Origin of the sequence: Pseudoalteromonas sp. ECSMB14103, from assembly GCF_000813065.1 — a bacterium.
GTDB lineage: Bacteria > Pseudomonadota > Gammaproteobacteria > Enterobacterales > Alteromonadaceae > Pseudoalteromonas > Pseudoalteromonas marina.
On the sequence record NZ_JWGY01000001.1, the window covers coordinates 284,989 to 306,088 of the forward strand.

Sequence of the window (21,100 nt, forward strand, 5' to 3'; positions counted from 1 at the left end):
TAGCTAATGACAGCGCAATTTGAACACGTATCTGTTTTGATGGACGAAACCATTGATGCCCTAGCAATTAAGCCAGACGGCATATATATGGATGGCACATTTGGACGAGGCGGTCATTCAGGTCAAATACTAGCTCGTTTAGGCGATGCAGGACGCTTACAGGCAATAGACCAAGATCCACAGGCTATAAAGTCGGCTGAAAAATTTGCAGATGACTCCCGCTTTGCTATAGCACACACTCGATTTTCAAAACTCTACGATGTAGCTGAGCAAAACGATCTCATTGGTAAAGTGGATGGCATTTTATTAGATATTGGTGTGTCATCTCCACAACTTGATGATGCTGAGCGCGGTTTTAGTTTTATGAAAGATGGCCCGCTTGATATGCGCATGGATCCAACAAGCGGCCGAAGTGCTGCTCAGTGGTTGGCAGAAGCTGAGTTAGATGATATCACCCACGTCATTAAAAAGTTGGGTGAAGAAAAGTTCGGTAAGCGTATTGCACATAAAATTTTAGAAACTCGAGAGCACACACCCATTACAACAACTAAGCAGCTTGCTGATTTAGTTGATGAAGCCGTACCAGTGAAAGATAAGTTTAAACACCCCGCAACGCGCACTTTTCAGGCTATTCGTATTTATATAAACAGCGAACTTGAAGAAATACAAACGGCGCTGCAATCGGCCGTAAAAGTATTAAAGCCGGGCGGTCGCCTAGTGGTCATTTCGTTTCATTCACTTGAAGATCGCATAGTAAAACAATTTATTAGAAAACAGAGTAAGGGAGAAGCATTACCCAGAGGTCTGCCTTTAACCGATGCACAAATAAATCAAAATCTGACGTTAAAAGCAGTGGGTAAAGCTATTAAACCAAGCACTGAAGAAGTAGCGCGCAATCCGCGTTCACGAAGCTCTGTACTTAGGATTGCTCAGAGGTTGGGATGAATACAAAAGCAAATCATCGTCAACCTCCCAATTTATTTTTCGAAATAATTAAAGGCCTTGGTGCTAATAAGCTCACCTTGGCCTTGTTGGTTACGATATTTGTTTCTGGCTTTAGCGTAGTGCAAGTCACGCATTTAGCGCGCGGGCAATTAATTGAACAAGATAAACTACTGCAGGAACGAGATGAGCTTGATTTAGAGTGGCGGTACTTACTAGTTGAGGAGGAGTTTTACTCTCAGCATGCGCGTATTGAAGAAGTAGCAACCTCGCAATTAAAAATGAAAAGACCGACGAGTCAGGATGAACAGGTAATTATAGTAAAATGAGAAATCGAGGCAAAAAACCAGTTAACAACTTAATCACATGGCGCTTTATGCTGGTGTGTTCGGTTGTGTTTTTGGTGTTTGTGACGCTAGTGTCTCGTGCCGCCTATTTACAAGTAATTGAACCTGATAAAGCACGTTCGGAAAGTGACAAACGTACAGTACGCGTTGAAAAACTTCATGTGCAACGCGGAATGATCTTTGACCGCAATGGCAAAGAGCTCGCGGTTAGTGTACCCGTTGTGAGTGTGTATGCTGACCCTAAAGCTTTACATAAATCACTGGTATCTAAAGTTGTTAGACAAGCGCGAAAAAATGGTGAAGACAAACAAGCGCTGTTAGATAATGCAGTAGAGCTAAACAAACGCACCGCACAGTATTATAAAAACGATTTACGTTGGCGCGAATTAGCTGATGTATTACGTATTGATCAGGCAAAAATTAACTCCCGACTTTTAAATGATCCGAGTCGTCGTTTTGTTTATTTAAAACGCCAAGTAACCCCTGCAGTAGCCGATTATATTGGTGGCTTGCGTCTTCCTGGTATTCATTTATTGGATGAGTCTAAGCGTTACTATCCGGCTGGCGAAGTGACCGCGCATATTATTGGTTTTACCAACATCGATGGTAAAGGCATTGAAGGTATTGAAAAGCTCTATGAAAATGCTTTAACCGGTGAAGAAGGTCGTCGAACTATAAGAAAAGACGCCCAAGGCCGTGAAGTGCAAGTGCTAGATGAGCGAGAACGTGTAGAGCCCGAAAGTATTCAACTAAGTATTGATCAACGTATTCAGGCTATTGCTTATAAAGCTGTAAAGTCAGCGGTTTTATCTTATAAGGCTACATCGGGTTCAGCCATGGTGGTTGATGTTAAAACCGGTGAAGTATTAGCAATGGTTAATAGCCCGTCTTTCAATCCAAATAATCTAACCGATGCGGCTCCTCATAAACGCAGAAATCGCGCTATTACTGATTTGTTCGAACCGGGTTCAACCGTTAAGCCACTGGCCATTTTAGCTGGGCTAGACTACGGCGCAATTCAAGCCGATGAACAAATTGACACCTACCCAGGTTGGATGCGTTTAGGGGGAAGTTTAGTCCAAGATACGCGTAACCATGGTGAAATGTCACTACGAGAAATACTAAAATATTCGTCAAATATGGGGGTGACTAAGGTTACTCAGTTGGTTCCAAAAGACTACCTGGTGGGTTTATTCCAAAAGGTCGGATTCGGATCTGACTCTGGCACGGGTATGGTAGGTGAAAGCAGTGGTTTATTTTACCCTAATCGTCGTTGGTCTGATCACGAAATTGCTGCATTGTCATTTGGTTACAATATTGCTGTTAGTACTGCGCAAATGGCTCGCTTCTATGCCATGTTAGGCGCGGGAGGTGTCAACAGACCGCTCACTGTACTAAAGCAAGATTCTATTCCTGAAGGGGATCGTGTTTTTCAACAGCAAGATGTTGAAGCTGTAGTAAACATGATGGAAAGCGTATTTGAAAGTGGTGGCACAGCACATAACGTTAAAGTTGATGGTTACCGTGCAGCGGGTAAAACGGGTACTTCTAAAAAAGCCGCAGTAGGTGGTTACGGTGATGAATATGTTGGTTATTTTGCAGGTGTTGCACCAGCAAGTAATCCACGTTTAGCTGTGGTAGTAATGATCAATGAACCTGGTGGTGATGTGTACTATGGAGGTGCCACTGCAGGCCCTGCATTTGCAGAAATCGTTTCTAACGCATTAAGAATATTAAACGTCGCACCCGACAAGGAAGAAGTTGCGTACGTAAAAGGTAAAAAGAACGATGCGTGATTTAAAAAGCATTTTAAAATACATAGAAATAGATGCACCATCGCAGCTTGTAAGTCATTTGCGATTAGATAGCCGAGACGTCAACCCAGGCGATGTATTTGTAGCAATAAAAGGCCATGAGCTAGATGGCGGGCAGTTTATAGCTAAAGCAATTGAAAAGGGTGCTGTCGCAGTTATTGCCGACAGACTGTGCGAGTTTGATGTTGCATTTGAGTCACTTTATTTAGTGTCTGAGCTTGATAAAAAGTTGGCTGAACTTGCTAGTCGTTTTTACGATAAACCGAGCCATAACCTTGATTTAATTGGTGTAACCGGTACAAACGGTAAATCGACTACCACGGCTATGATTGCTCATTTAGCGCAGTATTGTAATACGCAGTCAGCAATTATTGGTACGCTTGGTTTTGGTCATCCAGATAATTTAACGCCGCTCATAAACACCACGCCTTCAGCAGTCGATTTACAACATATATTGAGCGATTTACATCAAGCAGATAAAAAGCTGGTGGCAATGGAGGTGTCGTCGCACGGACTTGTGCAGCACCGTGTTGCACAGTGCCAGTTTAAAGCTGCTGTATTTACTAACCTTTCTCGCGATCACTTAGATTACCATGGTGATATGGCGAGTTATGGTGATGCAAAACTCATGCTATTTCGTGATTTTGACCCACAGCTTGTTGTACTAAACCAAGATGACAACCAAGCAGAGCAGTGGCTTGAAAAATACGATTTTAATAATTTAATTTGCTACGGACGAAAAAATTTAGCGCCTAAAAATGCACAGTATGTGTACTTTTCAGATGTTGATTATTCGGCTGAAGGTATTTCGGCGCAATTATCTACAAGCTGGGGTGATATTAAGGTAAAATCGCCGCTGTTTGGTGAATTTAATCTTTATAACTTAACAGCTGCTTTAGCCACGTTATTGGGTTTAGGTTATCCCCTAGAGCAACTTATTGCAGGTTGCCAACAACTTCAGCCAGTAGCAGGACGAATGCAAGCATTTAATGTTGCTGGTAAACCAACTTGCGTAGTTGATTATGCGCATACGCCAGAAGCATTAGCTTTAGCATTACAAGCATTGCAAAAACATGTGCCAGGTGGCGTGAGCTGTGTATTTGGCTGTGGTGGTGACAGGGACAAGGGGAAGCGCGTATTAATGGCCCAAGCTGCTGAAAAAAATGCTAACAAAGTGATTATTACCAGCGATAACCCACGCTCAGAAGATCCAAATATGATTATTGCAGAGGTAGCTTCAGGTTTAGCTGCACCTCAAAGCGCACATTTAGAAGCTGATAGAGCGTCAGCAATTAGTTATGCAATTAATAATGCAGCTTCTAATGAAGTGGTGTTAATTGCGGGAAAAGGCCACGAAGATTATCAAATTATAGGCGATGAACGTATCGACTTTTGCGATCGCCAGTTTGTACAAGAACAATTAATAAAAACAGATAGAGGGACTCAAGCATGATCCCGATGGATTTTGATTGGTTAGCCAATGTGTTAACAACCGATTATCAGGGTGATAATCAGCAAGTGCTCAACATAAATACAGATACTCGCACAGTATGCGAAGGTGAAGTGTTTTTAGCACTTAAAGGGCCAAATTTTGATGGCCATAAATTTATAGCTGAGGCAAAACAAAAAGGCGCGATAGGCGTTATTGTCGATCATAAAGTCGATGTTGATATTGCCCAGTTTATAGTAAATGACACGCGTATAGCATTAGGCGCAATTGGTACAGCTGTTATGGCGCAAGTGGCACCTAAAACAATCGCTATTACGGGCAGTGTGGGTAAAACCACCGTAAAAGAAATGTGCGCGGCTATTTTATCTGTGCATGGCGATGTGCTGGCAACCAAAGGTAATTTTAATAACGATATTGGCGTACCGCTAACGTTGTTGCGTTTAGAGCCACAACACCGTTTTGCAGTAATAGAGCTGGGTGCAAATCATTTAGGTGAAATTGCATACACAACGGCAATGGCTAAACCTGATGTAGCGGTAGTGTGTAATGTAGCACCAGCCCACTTAGAAGGTTTTGGTAGCTTGATGGGCGTGGCCAAAGCAAAAGGCGAAATTTTTGATGGCCTTAAAGAAAATGGCGTAGCCATAATTAATTGCGACAGTGAGTTTAGTCAATATTGGCTAGATAAACTTGAAGGGCGCAACATAAAGCGCTTTTCAACCTCTGAAAAACTCGATATTTGGGCTGAAGATATAAGCTTAGATGCTAATGCACGTGCAAGCTTTACGTTATGTACAAAACAAAAAAAGGTACCTGTTACTCTCGCATTACCAGGCAAACATAATATCAGCAATGCGCTTATTGCAGCTGCACTGACAAGCGAGCTTGATGTCACTTTAGATGATATTGCTCATGCATTGGCGACGATGGGCGATGTAAAAGGGCGCGTAAACTTAATAGAAGTGTCTGACATGCTCACCGTGGTTGATGATACTTACAATGCCAATGTTAAATCGGTTAAGGCTGCGATTGACTTACTGAGTGATATGCAAGGGCATCGTATTTTAGCGCTGGGTGATATGGGTGAGCTTGGTGAAGACGCACGTAAATACCATCAAGAAGTTGGCGAATATGCGCTTGAAAAAGGCATTGATGAGCTATTTACTCTAGGTGTGTTGAGTAAGTGTGCAAGCGATGTATTTGCGCTTGCGAATCGTCACTTCTCAAACCGTGACCAGATGCAGCAACAAATTCAAGCCACAATTAATCAAGTAAATAAAAAAACGACCATCGTCGTGAAAGGATCACGCAGTTCTCGCATGGAATTATTAGTAACCGATTTAGTTAATGGCCAGCAACAAGCCATCAATGGAGTATCATAATGTTAGTTTGGCTGGCTGAGTATTTAACACAGTATTTTAGTGGTTTTAATGTTTTTTCGTATTTAACACTGCGGGCTATTTTGGGGATTTTAACTGCGCTCATTATGTCTCTGTATTTAGGGCCAAAGCTAATTCGTGGTTTGCAAAAAATGCAAATTGGGCAAACAGTACGCGATGATGGCCCACAATCACACTTATCAAAATCGGGTACGCCAACTATGGGTGGCCTGCTTATTTTAGCGGCAATTTTTACAAGTACCTTATTGTGGGCCGATCTCTCCAATAAGTATGTGTGGGCAACGTTATTTGTAATTGGCTCACTGGGAATTGTCGGCTTTATCGATGATTACCGAAAAGTTATCCGTAAAGATCCAAAAGGGCTTATAGCGAAATGGAAGTACTTTTGGCAGTCAGTAATTGCACTTGTGGTTGCAACTGCATTGTACTTTACAAGTACGCAAGCTGCAGAAACGTCTTTAGTTGTGCCGTTTTTTAAAGATGTTTTACCGCAGTTAGGCTTGTTTTACATTGTTATTACCTATTTTGCATTGGTTGGAACATCAAATGCTGTAAACCTGACTGATGGTCTAGATGGTCTCGCTATTGTACCGACTATTTTAGTTGCGGCGGCACTTGCCATAATTGCTTACTTAACCGGTAATATTAATTTTTCTGCTTATTTACATATTCCTCATTTGCCATTAGCCAGTGAGCTTGTGGTTGTATGTACTGCCATTGTTGGTGCAGGGCTTGGGTTTTTATGGTTTAACACCTACCCGGCGCAAGTATTCATGGGTGATGTAGGCTCATTAGCATTAGGTGGAGCGCTGGGGATTATTGCAGTGCTGGTTCGTCAAGAACTTCTACTTATTATCATGGGCGGTGTCTTTGTAATGGAGGCGTTGTCGGTGATTTTACAAGTGGGCTCGTATAAGTTACGAGGGCAACGAATTTTTAGAATGGCGCCTATTCACCATCATTACGAATTAAAAGGTTGGCCAGAGCCGCGCGTTATTGTGCGTTTTTGGATTATATCTATTGTGTTGGTTCTCGCAGGTCTTGCGACATTAAAGATAAGATAAATGCAATATTTAAACGAGATAAAGAATAAACAAATAACAGTGCTCGGACTCGGTGTAACCGGTTTGGGCATTGTGCGTTTTTTACTATCTCACGGTTTAACGCCAAAGGTTGTCGACAGCCGAGCAAATCCCCCAGGGATTGAATGGCTGAGCAGTCATGCGCCTAGTTTAAATACACACTTTGGCAGCTTAGATGCTGCTGGGCTTAATAGCAGTGATATGATTATTGTAAGCCCTGGGTTAAGCCTTAAAACGCCTGCCATTGCGAGTGCTATTAATTCGGGTGTTGAAGTCATAGGTGATGTTGAGCTATTTGCGCGCATTAATACTAAACCTGTAGTGGCAGTGACTGGCTCAAATGGTAAATCAACCGTAGTGACTTTAGCCTATGACGTGTTAAAAGCGGCTGGCTTTAATGTAGCACTTGGCGGCAATATTGGTACCGCAGTACTTGATTTACTCAATGACGACTTTGATGTTTATGTGCTTGAGCTTTCGAGCTTTCAATTAGATACCACAACAAGCTTAAAATCGGTGAGTGCAACGGTGTTAAATGTATCTGAAGATCATTTAGATCGTTACGATAGCTACCAAGCATATATAGATTCAAAGCTATCTATTTACAACGGTACACAATGTCTTGTTGTTAATGAAGATGACAAACAAACGCATCCGTCCAGTAGCAGTGCTACGGCTAAAATTGGTTTTGGTACTCAACAGGGTGAATATTATTTAGGGCAGCATAATAGCAGTACGTATTTTTTCGCTAACAATGAAGCGTTTTTACCTGTTGATACACTTGCTGTTGTAGGTAAGCACAATTATTTAAATACGCTTGCGGTTATGGCGTTACTAAGCCCCTTTAATATTAGTAAAGAGGCTTATAAAAAGGCACTAAATGAGTTTAGCGGATTGGCTCATCGCTGCCAATTTGTTACTCGGCAACATGGCGTTAAATACTTTAACGATTCAAAGGCAACAAATGTAGGCGCTACCATAGCAGCCATAGACAGTTTGGCCACAGAAACTCAAAACTTAATTGTGATAGCGGGAGGCGATGCAAAAGGCGCTGATTTAAACCCGCTTAAACCTTACTTACAAAAGCATGTAAAAGCGCTGATCTGTTTTGGTAAAGATGCCAAAAAGCTAGTGGCTCTGAGCAGCAAAAGCCATTTAACAAATAACATGAGTGAGGCGGTTAATTTAGCTAAGCAGCTTAGTTCGCCGGGTAATGTAGTTTTATTAGCGCCAGCATGTGCAAGCATTGATATGTATAACAACTATATGCAACGTGGTGATGACTTTGTTAAGTGTGTTTTGGCGGATAACATATGATTGCGCTTGCACAAATAAAAGACACATTAACACCAAAACCTTCGCCGCAGCTTTATGATGTGCCTTTGCTTTATTCAATGCTAATGCTAATTGGTGTTGGCTTTATTATGGTGATGAGTGCGTCTATGCCCACGGCAGAGCGCCTTTTTGATAACTCACATCATATTGCTATTCGTCATGGGATGTTTTTGGCCGTTGCGTTTGTTCTTTTTTGGATCACGGTTTGTGTGCCAATGGATTGGTGGAAACGCTCAAATGCATATTTATTGATACTGGGCATGGTATTGCTCATTGCTGTATTAATTATTGGCCGCGAGGTTAATGGTGCCAAGCGTTGGATCCCAATTGGACCTATTGGTTTTCAGGTGGCTGAAGCCGCTAAATTGTACTTTTTTAGTTATATAGCGGGTTACTTGGTCCGAAAGCGTGAAGAAGTACAAGAGAACATCAAAGGCTTTGCAAAGCCTATTGCAGTGTTTGCTGTGTATGCATTGCTTATTTTGTTGCAGCCTGATTTAGGCACCGTAGTTGTTATGTTTGTAACAACAGTTGGCTTATTGTTTTTAGCGGGCGCAAAACTATGGCAGTTTTTTGTCCTTATTTTAACCGGGATTGGCTTGGTTGTTTTGTTGATTATTGTTGAGCCTTATCGTATGGCGCGTGTTGTTGGCTTTTTAGACCCTTGGGACGACCCATTCGGAAAAGGGTACCAGCTCGTTCAATCGTTAATGGCGTACAGCCAAGGTGGATGGTTTGGCCAAGGGTTAGGTAATAGCGTGCAAAAGTTGCAATACCTTCCTGAAGCACACAATGATTTTATTTTTGCGGTTATTGGCGAAGAGCTTGGTTTAGTTGGCGTGGTAAGCATTTTAATGGTGCTCGCCACTTTAGTATTTAGAGCACTATTAATTGGCCAGCAAGCCTTAAAGTGCGGTAAAGAATACGAAGGCTACTTTGCCTTTGCAATAGGTATTTGGTTTGCGTTTCAAACCATGGTGAATGTAGGGGCAAGTGCGGGGATTTTACCGACGAAAGGTCTTACATTACCGTTTATTTCTTATGGTGGTTCTAGTTTGATGATTATGACCATAGCAACCGGAATATTATTACGCGTTGATTTTGAAACTAAAATGGCAACTAAGCAAGCGACCTCAGGCGGAGGTAAACGATGAGTAAAAAGTGTGTTGTAGTCGCTGGTGGAACTGGCGGGCATATATTTCCAGGTATTGCAGTTGCTGATTACTTAAAAGCACAGGGGTGGCAAGTTACTTGGATTGGCACACCCGATAGAATGGAAGCAAGCGTTGTTCCTAAGCACAATATAGAAATTGATTTTATTAATGTAAAAGGCGTGCGTGGCAACGGATTAAAACGCCTTGTTAAAGCGCCATTCATGGTTATTAATGCAATATTGCAAGCGCGTAAGGTATTGAAAAATCAACGTCCAGATGTTGTTCTTGCCATGGGAGGATACGTAACTGGACCAACAGGTATTGCTGCAAAAAGTTTAGGTATTCCGTTAGTTATTCATGAACAGAATGCGGTTGCTGGCATGAGTAACCGATGGCTTTCACGATTTGCTAATCGGGTTTTAGCGGCTTTTCCAAGCGCTTTTGATGCAGGACAAGCCGAACTTGTCGGCAATCCAGTTCGTCAAAGTGTAATAGACATAGCAACGCGTGACGTTTCAACACCGGTTAATATGTTGGTTGTAGGAGGGTCGTTAGGGGCTCAGGTACTAAACCAAACACTTCCAAGTGCATTTAAAGCGCTTAACAAAACTAGTGCAATAAATGTATGGCACCAGACAGGTAAAGGACATTTAAACAACGTTGAGCAAACATACAAAACGCACATGTTCGAAAGCGATAATGTAAAAGTTGCGGAATTTATCGATGACATGGATGCAGCGTATGCTTGGGCTGATATTGTTATCTGCCGAGCTGGTGCGCTAACGGTAAGTGAAATTGCAGCAGCGGGAAAAATGGCTGTGTTTGTGCCGTTTCCTCATGCAGTTGACGACCATCAAACGGCTAACGCCCAATATTTGGTTGAGGCAGATGGAGCGTTACTCATGCAGCAAAGTGTATTTAATGAGCAATCGATTGTTGCGCTATTAACCCCTTACTTAGTAAACCCTAGTTTAATTAATAAAATGGCTAATAACGCAAAAAAACAAGCCATTTTAGATGCCACAGCAAGCGTAGCCGCGCACTGTGAGCAAGTATCAAATAAGAGAGCGTAAGTGAAAGAAGCATCAGTACAAAACAAAAGTATACGACCTGCAATGCGTCGAATAGAAACCATTCACTTTATTGGTATCGGTGGAGCGGGTATGGGCGGTATTGCCGAGGTGCTCGCTTTTGAAGGTTACCGTATTACAGGGTCTGATATTGCGCATAGTGCGATGACAGATCGCTTGATTAAAGCGGGTGCAGAAGTATTCATTGGTCATCACGAAAACAACGTAAAAGATGCCAATGTGGTGGTAGTTTCAAGTGCTATTGACGAAACTAACCCTGAAATAATTGCCGCAAAAGCTGCAAGAATTCCTGTTGTGCGTCGTGCTGAAATGCTAGCTGAATTAATGCGTTTTCGCCATGGCATTGCCATTGCAGGTACACACGGTAAAACCACAACAACAAGTTTAATTGCCAGCATTTATGCACAAGCTGGGCTCGATCCAACCTTCATTATTGGTGGTTTATTAAATAGTGCAGGCAGTAACGCTAAAGTGGGTAAAAGCGATTTTTTAATTGCAGAAGCTGATGAGAGTGATGCGTCGTTTTTACACTTACAACCTATGGTATCGGTGATCACTAATATTGAAGAAGATCACATGGATACATACGGTGGCAGCCTTGAAAAAATGAAAGACACTTATGTCGATTTTATACATAACCTGCCATTTTATGGTCTGGCTGTTGTATGTATCGACTCTGAGGTAGCCGCCGAACTAATTCCTCGTTTTGGGCGTCCTATTATTACCTATGGCGAGTCGCCAACGGCTGATTATCGTATGAGTGATTTTAGCCAGTCAGCTAATACGTGTACGTTTACGGTAACCAATAAACAAGGTGAGTGTTTAACGGCAACGCTAAATATGCCAGGTAAACATAACGCATTAAATGCAACTGCAGCGATTGCAGTAGCAAAAGATCAAAATATTGCTAACCAAGCAATTTTAGAAGCATTACAAAAGTTTGAAGGTATTGGCCGTCGTTTTCAACACTACGGCGAATTTGAAAACGAACGCGGCAATATAATGTTAGTGGATGATTACGGTCATCACCCTTCAGAGGTTGCAGCAACTATTGCGGCAGTACGCGAGGGGTGGCCCGATAAACGCTTAGTAATGATTTATCAGCCGCATCGTTATAGTCGTACTCGTGATTTATATGAAGACTTTGTAAAAGTACTTGCCGATGTAGATCAGCTTTTATTGTTAGATGTTTATGGCGCAGGCGAAGAGCCTATAGTGGGCGCTGATAGTAAAAGTTTATGTCGAAGTCTTCGTCAACGTGGCAAAGAGCCATTGCATGTAGCATCAAGTAAAGAGCTTGCGGGTGTATTAGCAGATAACCTGCAAAATAATGACTTAGTATTGACCCAAGGTGCGGGTAATATAGGTCAGTTAGTAAAAACGTTAGCAGCAACAGGCATGTCGATAGAAAAATTAAAACAAGGTGAAGTATGACCCAAGTAAATGCACAATTTGGTAAAGTAGCGGTAATGCTTGGTGGTAACTCAGCAGAGCGTGAAGTGTCATTAAAGTCGGGTCAGGCTGTTTTTAATGCATTACAAAATTGCGGTGTAGATGCGATTGCATTCGATCCTCAAAATCGGTCATTGTGGGAACTCAAAGAGTTAAATGTAGATCGTGTTTTTATTGCACTACATGGCCGAGGTGGTGAGGACGGAACTGTTCAAGGTGCACTAGAGTTTATGAACTTACCTTACACCGGCAGTAACGTACTGGGTTCAGCGCTGGCAATGGATAAAATTCGTTGTAAGCACTTGTTTAAATCAGCAGGCTTAAGCACCGCGCCTTATGCCGTTGTAGATGCTAAAAAAGGTTTTGATGCACACGCTATCATGGCTGAATTTAAAAAAGTGATGGTTAAGCCTTCTCATGAAGGGTCGAGCATTGGTATGGCACAGGCAACTACTGCGCAAGAACTTGAAGATGCATTAATCAATGCATTTAAGTTTGATAGCCAAGTGTTGGTTGAGCAGTGGATAACGGGTCGTGAATTTACAGTGACTGTTTTAGGTGATGAAGTACAGCCCGTAATTGAAATGACAACGCCAAATGGCTTTTACGATTATCAGGCAAAGTATCAATCAAATACTACGCAGTATCATTGCCCAGCCAATTTATCGGCGCACGATACGCAGCAATTACAGGCTATGTCGTTAGAAGCGTTTGACTTAGTTGGCGCAAGCGGTTGGGGCCGCGTAGATGCAATGCAAGATGAGCAAGGCAACTTTTATTTATTAGAGGTTAATACTGTACCCGGAATGACAGAAAAATCATTAGTGCCTATGGCAGCTAAAGCAAATGGGGCAAGTTTTGAGCAATTAGTTGTTCGCATTTTGGAGCAAACGCTTTAATATGCATCCCCTTTTAGAAAAAGCTCATAAAATCAAACAGAACCTAAATTGGTCGCTGATTTTTGGCGTGAGCTTTTTTTTAGTTGTTATTATTGGCTTAGTGCAAATTACAACGGGTGTATCTGATTGGTTAGTAAAAAATAAAGATGCACAAATAAAGCACTTAACGGTGCAAGGGCATCCTAAATACACAGATGAAACCGCAATAATAACAGCAATAAAAAAAGCGGATTTAAGTAGTTTTTTTGAGCTTGATGTAAAACATGTACAACAGCTAGTGCAAAATCTACCTTGGGTGGCCACTGTATCGGTGCGAAAACAATGGCCTGATACGATTCAGGTTTACGTTGTTGAACACGAGGCGGTTGCGCATTGGAATAGTGACTTGTTAATTAATAACAACGGTGAGGCTTTTCAAGCTCGCAGCGATAAGTTAAGTAAAGATTTACCTCAGTTATTTGGCCCAGAAGGGAGCGAACAAGAAGCATGGATTGCCTTTAAGCAGTTTGACGAAATGCTTAAAGTAAACGCGTTAACGCTTAAAAGTTTAGCGTTATCAGAGCGTTTTTCTTGGCAGCTTTGGCTTGATAGCGGGGTGCGCTTAAATTTAGGGCGTAGGGATAAAGCCAAGCGTGTACAACGTTTTATAGACGTTTACCCACGTATGGAATATCCAGAAAAAGCACAGATAGATGCAGTCGATTTACGGTATGATACCGGCCTTGCAGTGAGCTTTAAGCCAGTGCAAGAAGAACAATTACAAAATAAGAGTAAGGCATGACTAAGTCAGCAGAAAGAAACCTCGTGATTGGATTAGACGTTGGTACCTCGAAAGTGGTAGCCACGGTAGGTGAAATCACCGCAGATAACAAGCTCAGCATTGTTGGTGTGGGCAGCCAAGTATCCCATGGTATGGATAAAGGTGGCGTTAACGATTTAAACTTAGTGTCTGAGTCTATTCGCCGCGCTATAGACGAAGCCGAATTAATGGCAGATTGTCGAATTAGTTCAGTGTACTTGGGGATTTCTGGTAAACATATTCAATGCCAGAACGAAAGCGGTGTTGTTGCTATCAATAATACTGAAGTAACAGACGAAGATATTGAAAATGTGATTCACATTGCGCGTTCTGTGCCTATTTCAGCTGAACGTAAAATGCTGCATGCACTACCGCAAGAGTACAGCATAGACATGCAAGAAGGGATTAAAAACCCATTAGGCATGAGTGGTGTGCGTATGGAGGCACGTGCTCACATTATTACCTGCTCTAACGACATGGCTAAAAACATAGAAAAATGTGTTGAGCGTTGTGGCCTTGAAGTCGACCAATTGATATTTACAGCATTGGCTTCTTGTTATTCAGTTCTCACAGATGATGAAAAAGAGCTTGGAGTCGCGGTACTCGATATTGGTGGTGGTACAATGGACATCACTATTTATATCAACGGTGCGCTGCGTCATTCAGCAGTAATCCCTGTGGCGGGTAATCAGGTAACGGGTGATATTGCAAAAATATTTCGTACACCTATATCGCATGCAGAGTCACTCAAAGTACAATACGCATGTGCAAGCAGCCAATTGGCAAGCAGTGAAGACACTATTGAAGTACCAAGTGTAGGCGGGCGCCCTGCAAGATTAATGTCACGTCATACATTATCAGAGGTGGTAGAACCTCGTTTCAGAGAATTATTTGAACTTGCGATGGAAGAAATTCGTCGTTCAGGTTTAGAAGACCAAATTGCGGCAGGTCTCGTTATAACAGGCGGAACTGCCAAAATGACTGGTGCAATGGAAGTGGCGGAAGACATTTTTCAAATGCCAGTAAGAATAGGTAAACCAATCGGGATGGTTGGTTTAACAGACTACGTAGATGATCCTTCGTACGCAACCGCTGTTGGTTTGTTACAATACGGGCGCACCATGCAATCGATGAATGCACAAAAGTCGAAAGCAGAGGATAACAATAATTGGTGGAACCGCATTACTAAATGGTTTCAAGGCGAGTTTTAAGACTCAAGTCGGAGAGTGAACATGTTTGATATAATGGAACAACACAGCGAAGAAGCTGTAATAAAAGTAATTGGCGTGGGCGGCGGCGGCGGTAACGCTGTTGAGCACATGGTAAAACAGCAAATCGAAGGCGTGCGCTTTATTGCCGCTAATACAGATGCGCAAGCATTACGAAATTCTGCTGCTGACGTAACAGTTCAATTAGGCACACAAATAACCTCTGGGTTAGGTGCGGGTGCAAACCCTGAAGTAGGCCGCGAATCGGCTGAAGAAGATGCAGAGACTATTCGTGCAAGCCTTGAAGGTGCCGACATGGTATTTATCGCAGCGGGCATGGGCGGCGGTACAGGTACAGGGGCTGCGCCTGTGGTTGCTAAAATTGCTAAAGAGCTGGGTATTTTAACTGTTGCGGTAGTGACGCGTCCTTTCGACTTTGAAGGTAAGAAGCGTGCAGCGGCAGCTGAACAAGGTATCAGCGAGTTGTCAGAAATTGTAGACTCGCTTATTACAATTCCGAACAATAAATTACTTAAAGTTTTAGGCAAAGGCACTACACTTCTAGATGCATTTGCTAAAGCTAATGACGTATTATTTGGTGCGGTACAAGGTATTGCAGAACTCATTACGCGATCTGGTTTAATTAACGTGGATTTCGCTGACGTACGAACTGTTATGTCTGCTATGGGTACTGCTATGATGGGTACTGCATCTGCGTCGGGTCCTGATCGTGCACAAGAAGCCGCAGAAGCTGCTATTTCAAGCCCATTATTAGAAGACGTTGATTTAACAGGTGCCAAAGGTATCTTAGTTAATATCACCGCGGGTATGGATATTGCGATTGAAGAATTCGAAATAGTAGGTAACCACGTTAAGGCACTTGCCTCTGAGAACGCAACGGTTGTTGTGGGTGCGGTAATTGATCCTGAAATGAGCGACGAGTTACGTGTAACTGTAGTTGCAACGGGTTTAGGCGGCGATCGTCGTCCACAGTTTGGTATTGTTGATAACGGTTTTAAAAAGGCTTCGGGTTCTGATGTTGCAAACACGTCTAACCAAGCAAGCAGCATGTATGTGCCTAGCTTTGCAAGCCAAGACAGCACCGATGAAAGTGCAGCTAAAGCACAAACTGAAAGCGCAGAAAAAGCGAGTTCAGCAAGTTCTAGCAATACAGCAAGCTCGTCGTCACAAACGAGTAAAAAAGCGGATAAATCAGAGGGTGGTGATTACTTTGACATCCCTGCATTTTTACGCAAACAAGCAGACTAATAAAAACGTTATTTTGCTGGTAAATTGAGCGAATATTGTAAGGCGCGCGTATATATGTTACTATCCGCCGTCTAACTGTAATAAATTTAAGTGAGCGAACCTATGATTAAACAGCGTACGATTGCAGAAGTAGTCAAAGCCATAGGAATTGGACTTCATAAAGGTGAGAAGGTCACAATAACTCTCCGACCTGCGAGCGCAAATACTGGGATTGTATTTCGTCGTGTCGACCTTGATCCGGTTGTTGAATTTGAAACAACACCTGAAGCCGTTGGCGATACGCAGTTGTGTACCTGTTTAATTAACAAAGATGGCGTTCGTTTATCAACTACTGAGCACCTAATTGCTGCAGTTGCAGCAATGGGGATTGATAACCTAATTGTAGAATTAGACAGCTCAGAAGTGCCAATTATGGATGGTAGTGCATTACCATTCATTTATTTATTACAAAAAGGCGGCATTGAAGAGCAAAATGCCGCTAAACGCTTTATTCGTATTAAAGAAAAAGTACGTATTGAAGAAGGTGACAAATGGGCCGAAGTAGAACCGTACGACGGTTTTCACATCGACTTTGAAATCGCTTTTGATCACCCGGCTATTAACGAAAGTCGTCAGCGTGTTGGTTTAGACATCACCGCTCAAAGCTTTACTGAAGAAATTAGCCGTGCTCGTACTTTTGGTTTTATGAAAGATATTGAATACATGCATGCTAATAACCTTGCTTTAGGTGGCAGCATGGACAGCGCAGTAGTACTTGACGAGTTTAAAGTACTAAACCCAAATGGTTTACGCTACAGCGATGAGTTCGTTAAGCACAAAATACTAGACTGTGTTGGTGACATGTTTATGACAGGCCATAACATTTTAGGTAAGGTGACTGCGTTTAAGTCGGGTCACGATTTAAACAATAAGTTGCTTCGTAAAGTAATGGCAACCGAGTCAGCGTGGGAGTGGGCAACATTTGAAACGCCTGTAACGATGCCTGCACCCGGTCTTGAGTTAGCAACAGCCTAACCAAGCACTTTAAAGTACACACTTAAAACAGTTACAAAAAATGACGCTTATTAGCGTCATTTTTTTTGCTATGTATCTATTTTTTTAAAATAGTAAGTTTTAAAAATTAAATACCTAAAATGGCCTGTAACTGTTCTAATTTGGTTATTGTGTAAGTGGGGGTTATTCCTTCTGGTAATTGTTCACCAGGGTGTTGCAACCAACATGTATCTATACCTACATTATTACCGCCAAGTATGTCACTTGATGCGGTATCACCCACCATTAATATTTGACTCTTATTTGGGTTACCCATCAGTTCGAAGGTATGTTCAAAAATAGCTTTGTTAGGTTTTGCTATACCTACAAGCTCAGAAATAACTAACCATTCAAACATATCTTTTAAACCCGTATGCTCTAAACGTACTGTTTGCAGGCGAGCAAAGCCATTAGTAATGATGCCTAACCTAGCATGAGGCTTTAATTTATTAAGCAACTCAACAGCACCTGGTAATGGCTCACAAATTTGCGCCATTGCATCTAAAAATGCATCGTTTAACTCTTTAGCGGATACATTTAATTTTGCTGACCATTCGTTAAAGCGGGTTACCTGTAAGTAATCAGCGCTAATAACGCCATTTTGATAATCAACCCACAGTTGTTTATTGGTTTTTTGATAGTGAATGTAATCGTCTTTAGTAAAGTTAACGCCGTATTTTTTAAACATACGGGTCATACCGGCTAATATATCAAACCTAAATAAAGTTTCGTCTGCATCAAACAACACGTAGCTGTATTTCATTCAATTTCCTGTATTTTATTTGCGATAAAGGTCGCTATGTAAAAAGGGTGCCATGGCCAAAGTTAGTGCTTGGGTATAGGTACTTTCGCGTGTTGCATGGTTATTTGTAAGCAGGCCAATGGCGCCGCCTTTTTGTTTTATATTTGTGGTGTTAAATGCTTTATCCATTACATCGCCAAGCTCTTCGCCATTAAGTAATGCTTTAAAAAGTATATTGGGTAATGGAAGGTTACTGCTTCGCCCTACAACCTGTTCTGTGGCGTTATCAATAACTACATAGGCAAAGGTCGCTGCACCATAGCTAAATTGCTCTGCACCGCCTTCCATTGCCACGTAGTAATCGGCTTGATGGTGCTTTTTACAATAGTTAACACGGTTTTGCGCGCCAATACGTGTTTCATCTTCACCAATAGGTTGATCTGGCACGTTTGAAGGAGCGTTAACACCTAGGCAATCAATGGTGTTATTTGGAAAGTACATAGTAAAAATATGCTTTGCTGCATTTATTTTTACTGGATTTTTAGATCCAACTATAACTTTTAACAATGATGACATGCTGATCTCGTATTGAGTAAAATCAGCAGTGTACGTGACTTCTGTTAAACAAAAAAGAGCACTAAAGCGATAATACTAAATAGGTAAATCAAGCGGAGCAAGGTTCTCTAGTGCGCGCTTTTTCATAATAATATCTTTTATCAGCGGTGTTAATACAAGCTCCATTGCAAGGCCCATTTTACCGCCCGGCACTACCAGCGTATTAATACGCGACATAAAGCTACCTTCAATCATTCTCAGATAATAAGGAAAATCAACATCTTCAATGCCTCTAAAGCGGATCACAACAAAACTTTCATCAAGTGATGGAATGTCTTTTGCGCTAAATGGGTTTGATGTATCTACGGTAGGCACACGCTGAAAGTTAATATGCGTTCGTGAAAACTGAGGGGTAATATGATTTATGTAATCGTCCATACTACGCACAATTGACCCCATCACGGCTTCGCGAGAGTGGCCTCGCTCTGAAGTATCGCGGATTAGCTTTTGTATCCATTCAAGGTTAATAATAGGCACCATGCCTATGAGTAAATCAACATGCTTGGCTACATCAACGTCTTGGTCAACAACTCCGCCATGCAAACCTTCGTAGAACAAAATATCTGTATTATGCTCAAGCTCTTGCCAAGGAGTAAATGTCCCTGGCAGTTGGTTATAAGGTACAGCTTCATCAAAGGTGTGCAAGTAGCGGCGCAATTTGCCTTGCCCTGTTTCACCATAATTACTAAATAACGATTCAAGGGCGCCAAAGTCGTTAGCTTCACGGCCAAAGTAACTAATATGTTTACTTTCTTGTTGGGCTTCGCGTATTTTTTTGTCCATTTCGGGACGTGTATAACGATGAAAGCTATCACCTTCAATAAATGCAGCCTGAATATTTAGGCTACGAAAAATATGCTTAATGGCATTTGTCGTGGTAGTTGTGCCTGCACCCGACGAACCAGTAATTGCAATGATAGGATTTTTAGCTGACATGTTAATTCTCTTTTTTAGGACCAGGCTATATAACCAGACTAAACTTAACACTTTTTTAAGTCGTTTGGGTATCTTACGTGTTGACTGACTAAGCTCAAGTGACGCCATCAGCAAATAACGTTATCATGAGGTGCTTAAAATTAAAACGAGAGAAAGCATGAAACTTTTAAAACCATTACTTAGCTTCTTTTCATTAAGTGCGTTAGCTGCAGGTTGTGCGCACGCTAACATGCCTAAAAGCCAAATATTACTTGCTGATTTAAATACGCCATATGGTGTTCAAGTGACCATAGTAAGCGACAAAACAAGTTACAATAACCAGCCTTATTTAATTAATGACGATTTATACTTTACCCATGAGGTAATAACTAATAACCAAAGCCAAACCGATATTGCACACTACAATTTAACAACACGTGAAATAACTAACTTAACAAATACACCTGTCAGTGAGTATTCGCCAACGTTAATGCCTAATAAAACAAGTTTGTCAGCCATTGTTGTAGAGGCCGATTCAAAACAAAAGTTGTGGCAGTATCCGCTTGATATACAAAGTGCGCCTAGTCGTATTTTTGATTGGATAGAGCCTGTTGGCTACCATGCTTGGGGCATTAAAAACGATTTAGTGATGTTTATTTTAGGTCAGCCGCATACGCTTCAATACACCTCAGTAGACGCTGCTAGAGGTGAAATAGCCGCCAGTGATATTTCTCGTACACTTATTTATAACCACAACGCGGCGATGTTTTTATTTAGTTACACTAAAAATGATCAGCATATTTTAGCGAGCTTTAATCCACAAAATAAACAGGTAAGCGATTTATTAAGGCTACCCACTCAGGTACAAGACTTCATTTTAAAAGATGATAAAACAATTGCTTACGCTATTAAAAATCGTGTTTATCAACGTAAGCTCGATGGCAGTAATGAGATATCGCAATGGCTTGATTTAAGCACTTACTGCGAAACTAATATCACCCGAATGAGTTACAACAATGATAAGCTTGCATTTGTATGCGACGTAACACAATAAAGTAAGACTTCAAACTGCGTATGCGTTAAGGTAATACGCAAATTAACGAATAGGGATAAACATGGCGTACAGTGCAGATGAGTTAACAGAGCAGCTTATAAAACTACAATGCAGAAGTAATTTTAAAATTAAAAACATTGCTGAATACATGTTAGTTAATTCTAAAGAGGCCTTTTACACTCACAGTGAAAGTGGGAAAGGTAAAATAGTGATTCGCCCTGCGTTTGAAGTATTTAGCGATGACTTTAATGACATAGATGGTGTAACACGTGCACAAGGGTATTTTCATAGCAGTGAAATGACCCGTTTTCCAACTCGTATATATAAAAGCGCTCAACCAATTCATTATGGTGTCGCATTTAAAATAAATTCAGAGCAAGCTGCAAAAGACTTTATTGCTAAGTTGACGATGATCATTGGTAATTAATCTGAACTTTAGTTAAGAAGTTTTTTATCCGTAATTTGAGTTAATTAGTTTCGCCCTAAAATTATAAAGCCGC

20 protein-coding genes are annotated in these 21,100 nt (G+C 41.5%); 17 read left to right on the forward strand and 3 right to left on the reverse strand.

The features are described from left to right. Positions 1-6: 6 nt before the first annotated feature. The 15 genes from rsmH (at position 7) to lpxC (ending at position 17,256) form a co-directional block, all read left to right on the forward strand. Positions 7-945, forward strand: coding sequence for a 16S rRNA (cytosine(1402)-N(4))-methyltransferase RsmH (gene rsmH / locus RF53_RS01300; protein WP_010555681.1), 939 nt, complete (start codon positions 7-9; stop codon positions 943-945). Beyond that, positions 942-1,271, forward strand: coding sequence for a cell division protein FtsL (gene ftsL / locus RF53_RS01305; protein WP_006792138.1), 330 nt, complete (start codon positions 942-944; stop codon positions 1,269-1,271). The genes rsmH and ftsL overlap by 4 nt, the downstream gene beginning before the upstream one ends. Continuing rightward, the gene (locus RF53_RS01310; RefSeq protein WP_039036382.1) at positions 1,268-3,085 is read left to right on the forward strand and encodes a penicillin-binding transpeptidase domain-containing protein; all 1,818 of its coding nucleotides are present in this window, start codon (positions 1,268-1,270) and stop codon (positions 3,083-3,085) included. Before ftsL ends, RF53_RS01310 begins: the two co-directional genes overlap by 4 nt. Next, positions 3,078-4,556, forward strand: a complete 1,479-nt coding sequence (murE, locus tag RF53_RS01315; protein ID WP_039036383.1) for a UDP-N-acetylmuramoyl-L-alanyl-D-glutamate--2,6-diaminopimelate ligase — start codon at positions 3,078-3,080, stop codon at positions 4,554-4,556. The genes RF53_RS01310 and murE overlap by 8 nt, the downstream gene beginning before the upstream one ends. Continuing rightward, entirely contained in the window at positions 4,553-5,935 is a 1,383-nt protein-coding gene (locus tag RF53_RS01320) for a UDP-N-acetylmuramoyl-tripeptide--D-alanyl-D-alanine ligase (RefSeq protein ID WP_033019026.1), read from the forward strand. Before murE ends, RF53_RS01320 begins: the two co-directional genes overlap by 4 nt. Then, positions 5,935-7,017, forward strand: a complete 1,083-nt coding sequence (mraY, locus tag RF53_RS01325) for a phospho-N-acetylmuramoyl-pentapeptide-transferase (protein ID WP_006792142.1) — start codon at positions 5,935-5,937, stop codon at positions 7,015-7,017. Before RF53_RS01320 ends, mraY begins: the two co-directional genes overlap by 1 nt. After that, on the forward strand, positions 7,018-8,352 hold the full coding sequence (gene murD, locus RF53_RS01330) for a UDP-N-acetylmuramoyl-L-alanine--D-glutamate ligase (protein ID WP_039036384.1): 1,335 nt from the start codon (positions 7,018-7,020) through the stop codon (positions 8,350-8,352). Next, positions 8,349-9,524, forward strand: a complete 1,176-nt coding sequence (ftsW, locus tag RF53_RS01335) for a cell division protein FtsW (protein ID WP_006792144.1) — start codon at positions 8,349-8,351, stop codon at positions 9,522-9,524. Before murD ends, ftsW begins: the two co-directional genes overlap by 4 nt. Beyond that, positions 9,521-10,597: an undecaprenyldiphospho-muramoylpentapeptide beta-N-acetylglucosaminyltransferase gene (gene murG, locus RF53_RS01340; RefSeq protein ID WP_039036385.1), complete on the forward strand. Its 1,077-nt coding sequence runs from the start codon at positions 9,521-9,523 to the stop codon at positions 10,595-10,597. The genes ftsW and murG overlap by 4 nt, the downstream gene beginning before the upstream one ends. After that, a complete protein-coding gene (gene murC, locus RF53_RS01345) occupies positions 10,598-12,049 on the forward strand; it encodes a UDP-N-acetylmuramate--L-alanine ligase (RefSeq protein ID WP_008126805.1) in 1,452 nt (483 codons plus the stop codon). Beyond that, positions 12,046-12,966, forward strand: coding sequence for a D-alanine--D-alanine ligase (locus tag RF53_RS01350; RefSeq protein WP_010555686.1), 921 nt, complete (start codon positions 12,046-12,048; stop codon positions 12,964-12,966). The genes murC and RF53_RS01350 overlap by 4 nt, the downstream gene beginning before the upstream one ends. 1 nt (position 12,967) lies before the next feature. Beyond that, positions 12,968-13,747, forward strand: coding sequence for a cell division protein FtsQ/DivIB (locus RF53_RS01355; protein ID WP_006792148.1), 780 nt, complete (start codon positions 12,968-12,970; stop codon positions 13,745-13,747). Then, complete coding sequence (gene ftsA, locus RF53_RS01360; protein ID WP_010555687.1) at positions 13,744-14,976, forward strand: cell division protein FtsA; 1,233 nt, start codon at positions 13,744-13,746, stop codon at positions 14,974-14,976. Before RF53_RS01355 ends, ftsA begins: the two co-directional genes overlap by 4 nt. Positions 14,977-14,997: 21 nt before the next feature. After that, positions 14,998-16,242, forward strand: a complete 1,245-nt coding sequence (gene ftsZ / locus RF53_RS01365) for a cell division protein FtsZ (RefSeq protein WP_010555688.1) — start codon at positions 14,998-15,000, stop codon at positions 16,240-16,242. Between the two features lie 102 nt (positions 16,243-16,344). Next, a complete protein-coding gene (lpxC, locus tag RF53_RS01370) occupies positions 16,345-17,256 on the forward strand; it encodes a UDP-3-O-acyl-N-acetylglucosamine deacetylase (protein WP_008126813.1) in 912 nt (303 codons plus the stop codon). A gap of 106 nt (positions 17,257-17,362) precedes the next feature. Here the strand turns inward: lpxC and yjjG are convergent, their stop codons facing one another. The 3 genes from yjjG to RF53_RS01385 all read right to left on the reverse strand — a co-directional run bounded on the left by yjjG (position 17,363) and on the right by RF53_RS01385 (position 19,567). Continuing rightward, entirely contained in the window at positions 17,363-18,037 is a 675-nt protein-coding gene (gene yjjG / locus RF53_RS01375; RefSeq protein WP_039036386.1) for a pyrimidine 5'-nucleotidase, read from the reverse strand. Positions 18,038-18,052: 15 nt separating this feature from the next. Continuing rightward, positions 18,053-18,592: an inosine/xanthosine triphosphatase gene (yjjX, locus tag RF53_RS01380; RefSeq protein WP_006794075.1), complete on the reverse strand. Its 540-nt coding sequence runs from the start codon at positions 18,590-18,592 to the stop codon at positions 18,053-18,055. Between the two features lie 75 nt (positions 18,593-18,667). Continuing rightward, positions 18,668-19,567, reverse strand: a complete 900-nt coding sequence (locus RF53_RS01385; RefSeq protein WP_008126819.1) for a phosphoribulokinase — start codon at positions 19,565-19,567, stop codon at positions 18,668-18,670. Between the two features lie 157 nt (positions 19,568-19,724). Here RF53_RS01385 and RF53_RS01390 point away from each other — a divergent pair, with 157 nt between their 5' ends. Together RF53_RS01390 and RF53_RS01395 are read left to right on the forward strand one after the other, a co-directional pair. Then, positions 19,725-20,600 carry a hypothetical protein gene (locus tag RF53_RS01390; RefSeq protein WP_039036387.1) on the forward strand — a complete coding sequence of 292 codons (876 nt, stop codon included), beginning with the start codon at positions 19,725-19,727 and terminating at the stop codon, positions 20,598-20,600. A 61-nt stretch (positions 20,601-20,661) separates the two neighbouring features. Continuing rightward, a complete protein-coding gene (locus RF53_RS01395) occupies positions 20,662-21,027 on the forward strand; it encodes a hypothetical protein (protein WP_006794078.1) in 366 nt (121 codons plus the stop codon). Positions 21,028-21,100: the final 73 nt, after the last annotated feature.

Excerpts from the sequence above, each read along its gene's own strand:
- rsmH (WP_010555681.1), top strand. The coding sequence starts at position 7 with ATGACAGCGCAATTTGAACACGTATCTGTTTTGATGGACGAAACCATT.
- ftsL (WP_006792138.1), top strand. The coding sequence starts at position 942 with ATGAATACAAAAGCAAATCATCGTCAACCTCCCAATTTATTTTTCGAA.
- RF53_RS01310 (WP_039036382.1), top strand. The coding sequence starts at position 1,268 with ATGAGAAATCGAGGCAAAAAACCAGTTAACAACTTAATCACATGGCGC.
- murE (WP_039036383.1), top strand. The coding sequence starts at position 3,078 with ATGCGTGATTTAAAAAGCATTTTAAAATACATAGAAATAGATGCACCA.
- RF53_RS01320 (WP_033019026.1), top strand. The coding sequence starts at position 4,553 with ATGATCCCGATGGATTTTGATTGGTTAGCCAATGTGTTAACAACCGAT.
- mraY (WP_006792142.1), top strand. The coding sequence starts at position 5,935 with ATGTTAGTTTGGCTGGCTGAGTATTTAACACAGTATTTTAGTGGTTTT.
- murD (WP_039036384.1), top strand. The coding sequence starts at position 7,018 with ATGCAATATTTAAACGAGATAAAGAATAAACAAATAACAGTGCTCGGA.
- ftsW (WP_006792144.1), top strand. The coding sequence starts at position 8,349 with ATGATTGCGCTTGCACAAATAAAAGACACATTAACACCAAAACCTTCG.
- murG (WP_039036385.1), top strand. The coding sequence starts at position 9,521 with ATGAGTAAAAAGTGTGTTGTAGTCGCTGGTGGAACTGGCGGGCATATA.
- RF53_RS01350 (WP_010555686.1), top strand. The coding sequence starts at position 12,046 with ATGACCCAAGTAAATGCACAATTTGGTAAAGTAGCGGTAATGCTTGGT.
- RF53_RS01355 (WP_006792148.1), top strand. The coding sequence starts at position 12,968 with ATGCATCCCCTTTTAGAAAAAGCTCATAAAATCAAACAGAACCTAAAT.
- ftsA (WP_010555687.1), top strand. The coding sequence starts at position 13,744 with ATGACTAAGTCAGCAGAAAGAAACCTCGTGATTGGATTAGACGTTGGT.
- ftsZ (WP_010555688.1), top strand. The coding sequence starts at position 14,998 with ATGTTTGATATAATGGAACAACACAGCGAAGAAGCTGTAATAAAAGTA.
- lpxC (WP_008126813.1), top strand. The coding sequence starts at position 16,345 with ATGATTAAACAGCGTACGATTGCAGAAGTAGTCAAAGCCATAGGAATT.
- yjjG (WP_039036386.1), bottom strand. The coding sequence starts at position 18,037 with ATGAAATACAGCTACGTGTTGTTTGATGCAGACGAAACTTTATTTAGG.
- yjjX (WP_006794075.1), bottom strand. The coding sequence starts at position 18,592 with ATGTCATCATTGTTAAAAGTTATAGTTGGATCTAAAAATCCAGTAAAA.
- RF53_RS01385 (WP_008126819.1), bottom strand. The coding sequence starts at position 19,567 with ATGTCAGCTAAAAATCCTATCATTGCAATTACTGGTTCGTCGGGTGCA.
- RF53_RS01390 (WP_039036387.1), top strand. The coding sequence starts at position 19,725 with ATGAAACTTTTAAAACCATTACTTAGCTTCTTTTCATTAAGTGCGTTA.
- RF53_RS01395 (WP_006794078.1), top strand. The coding sequence starts at position 20,662 with ATGGCGTACAGTGCAGATGAGTTAACAGAGCAGCTTATAAAACTACAA.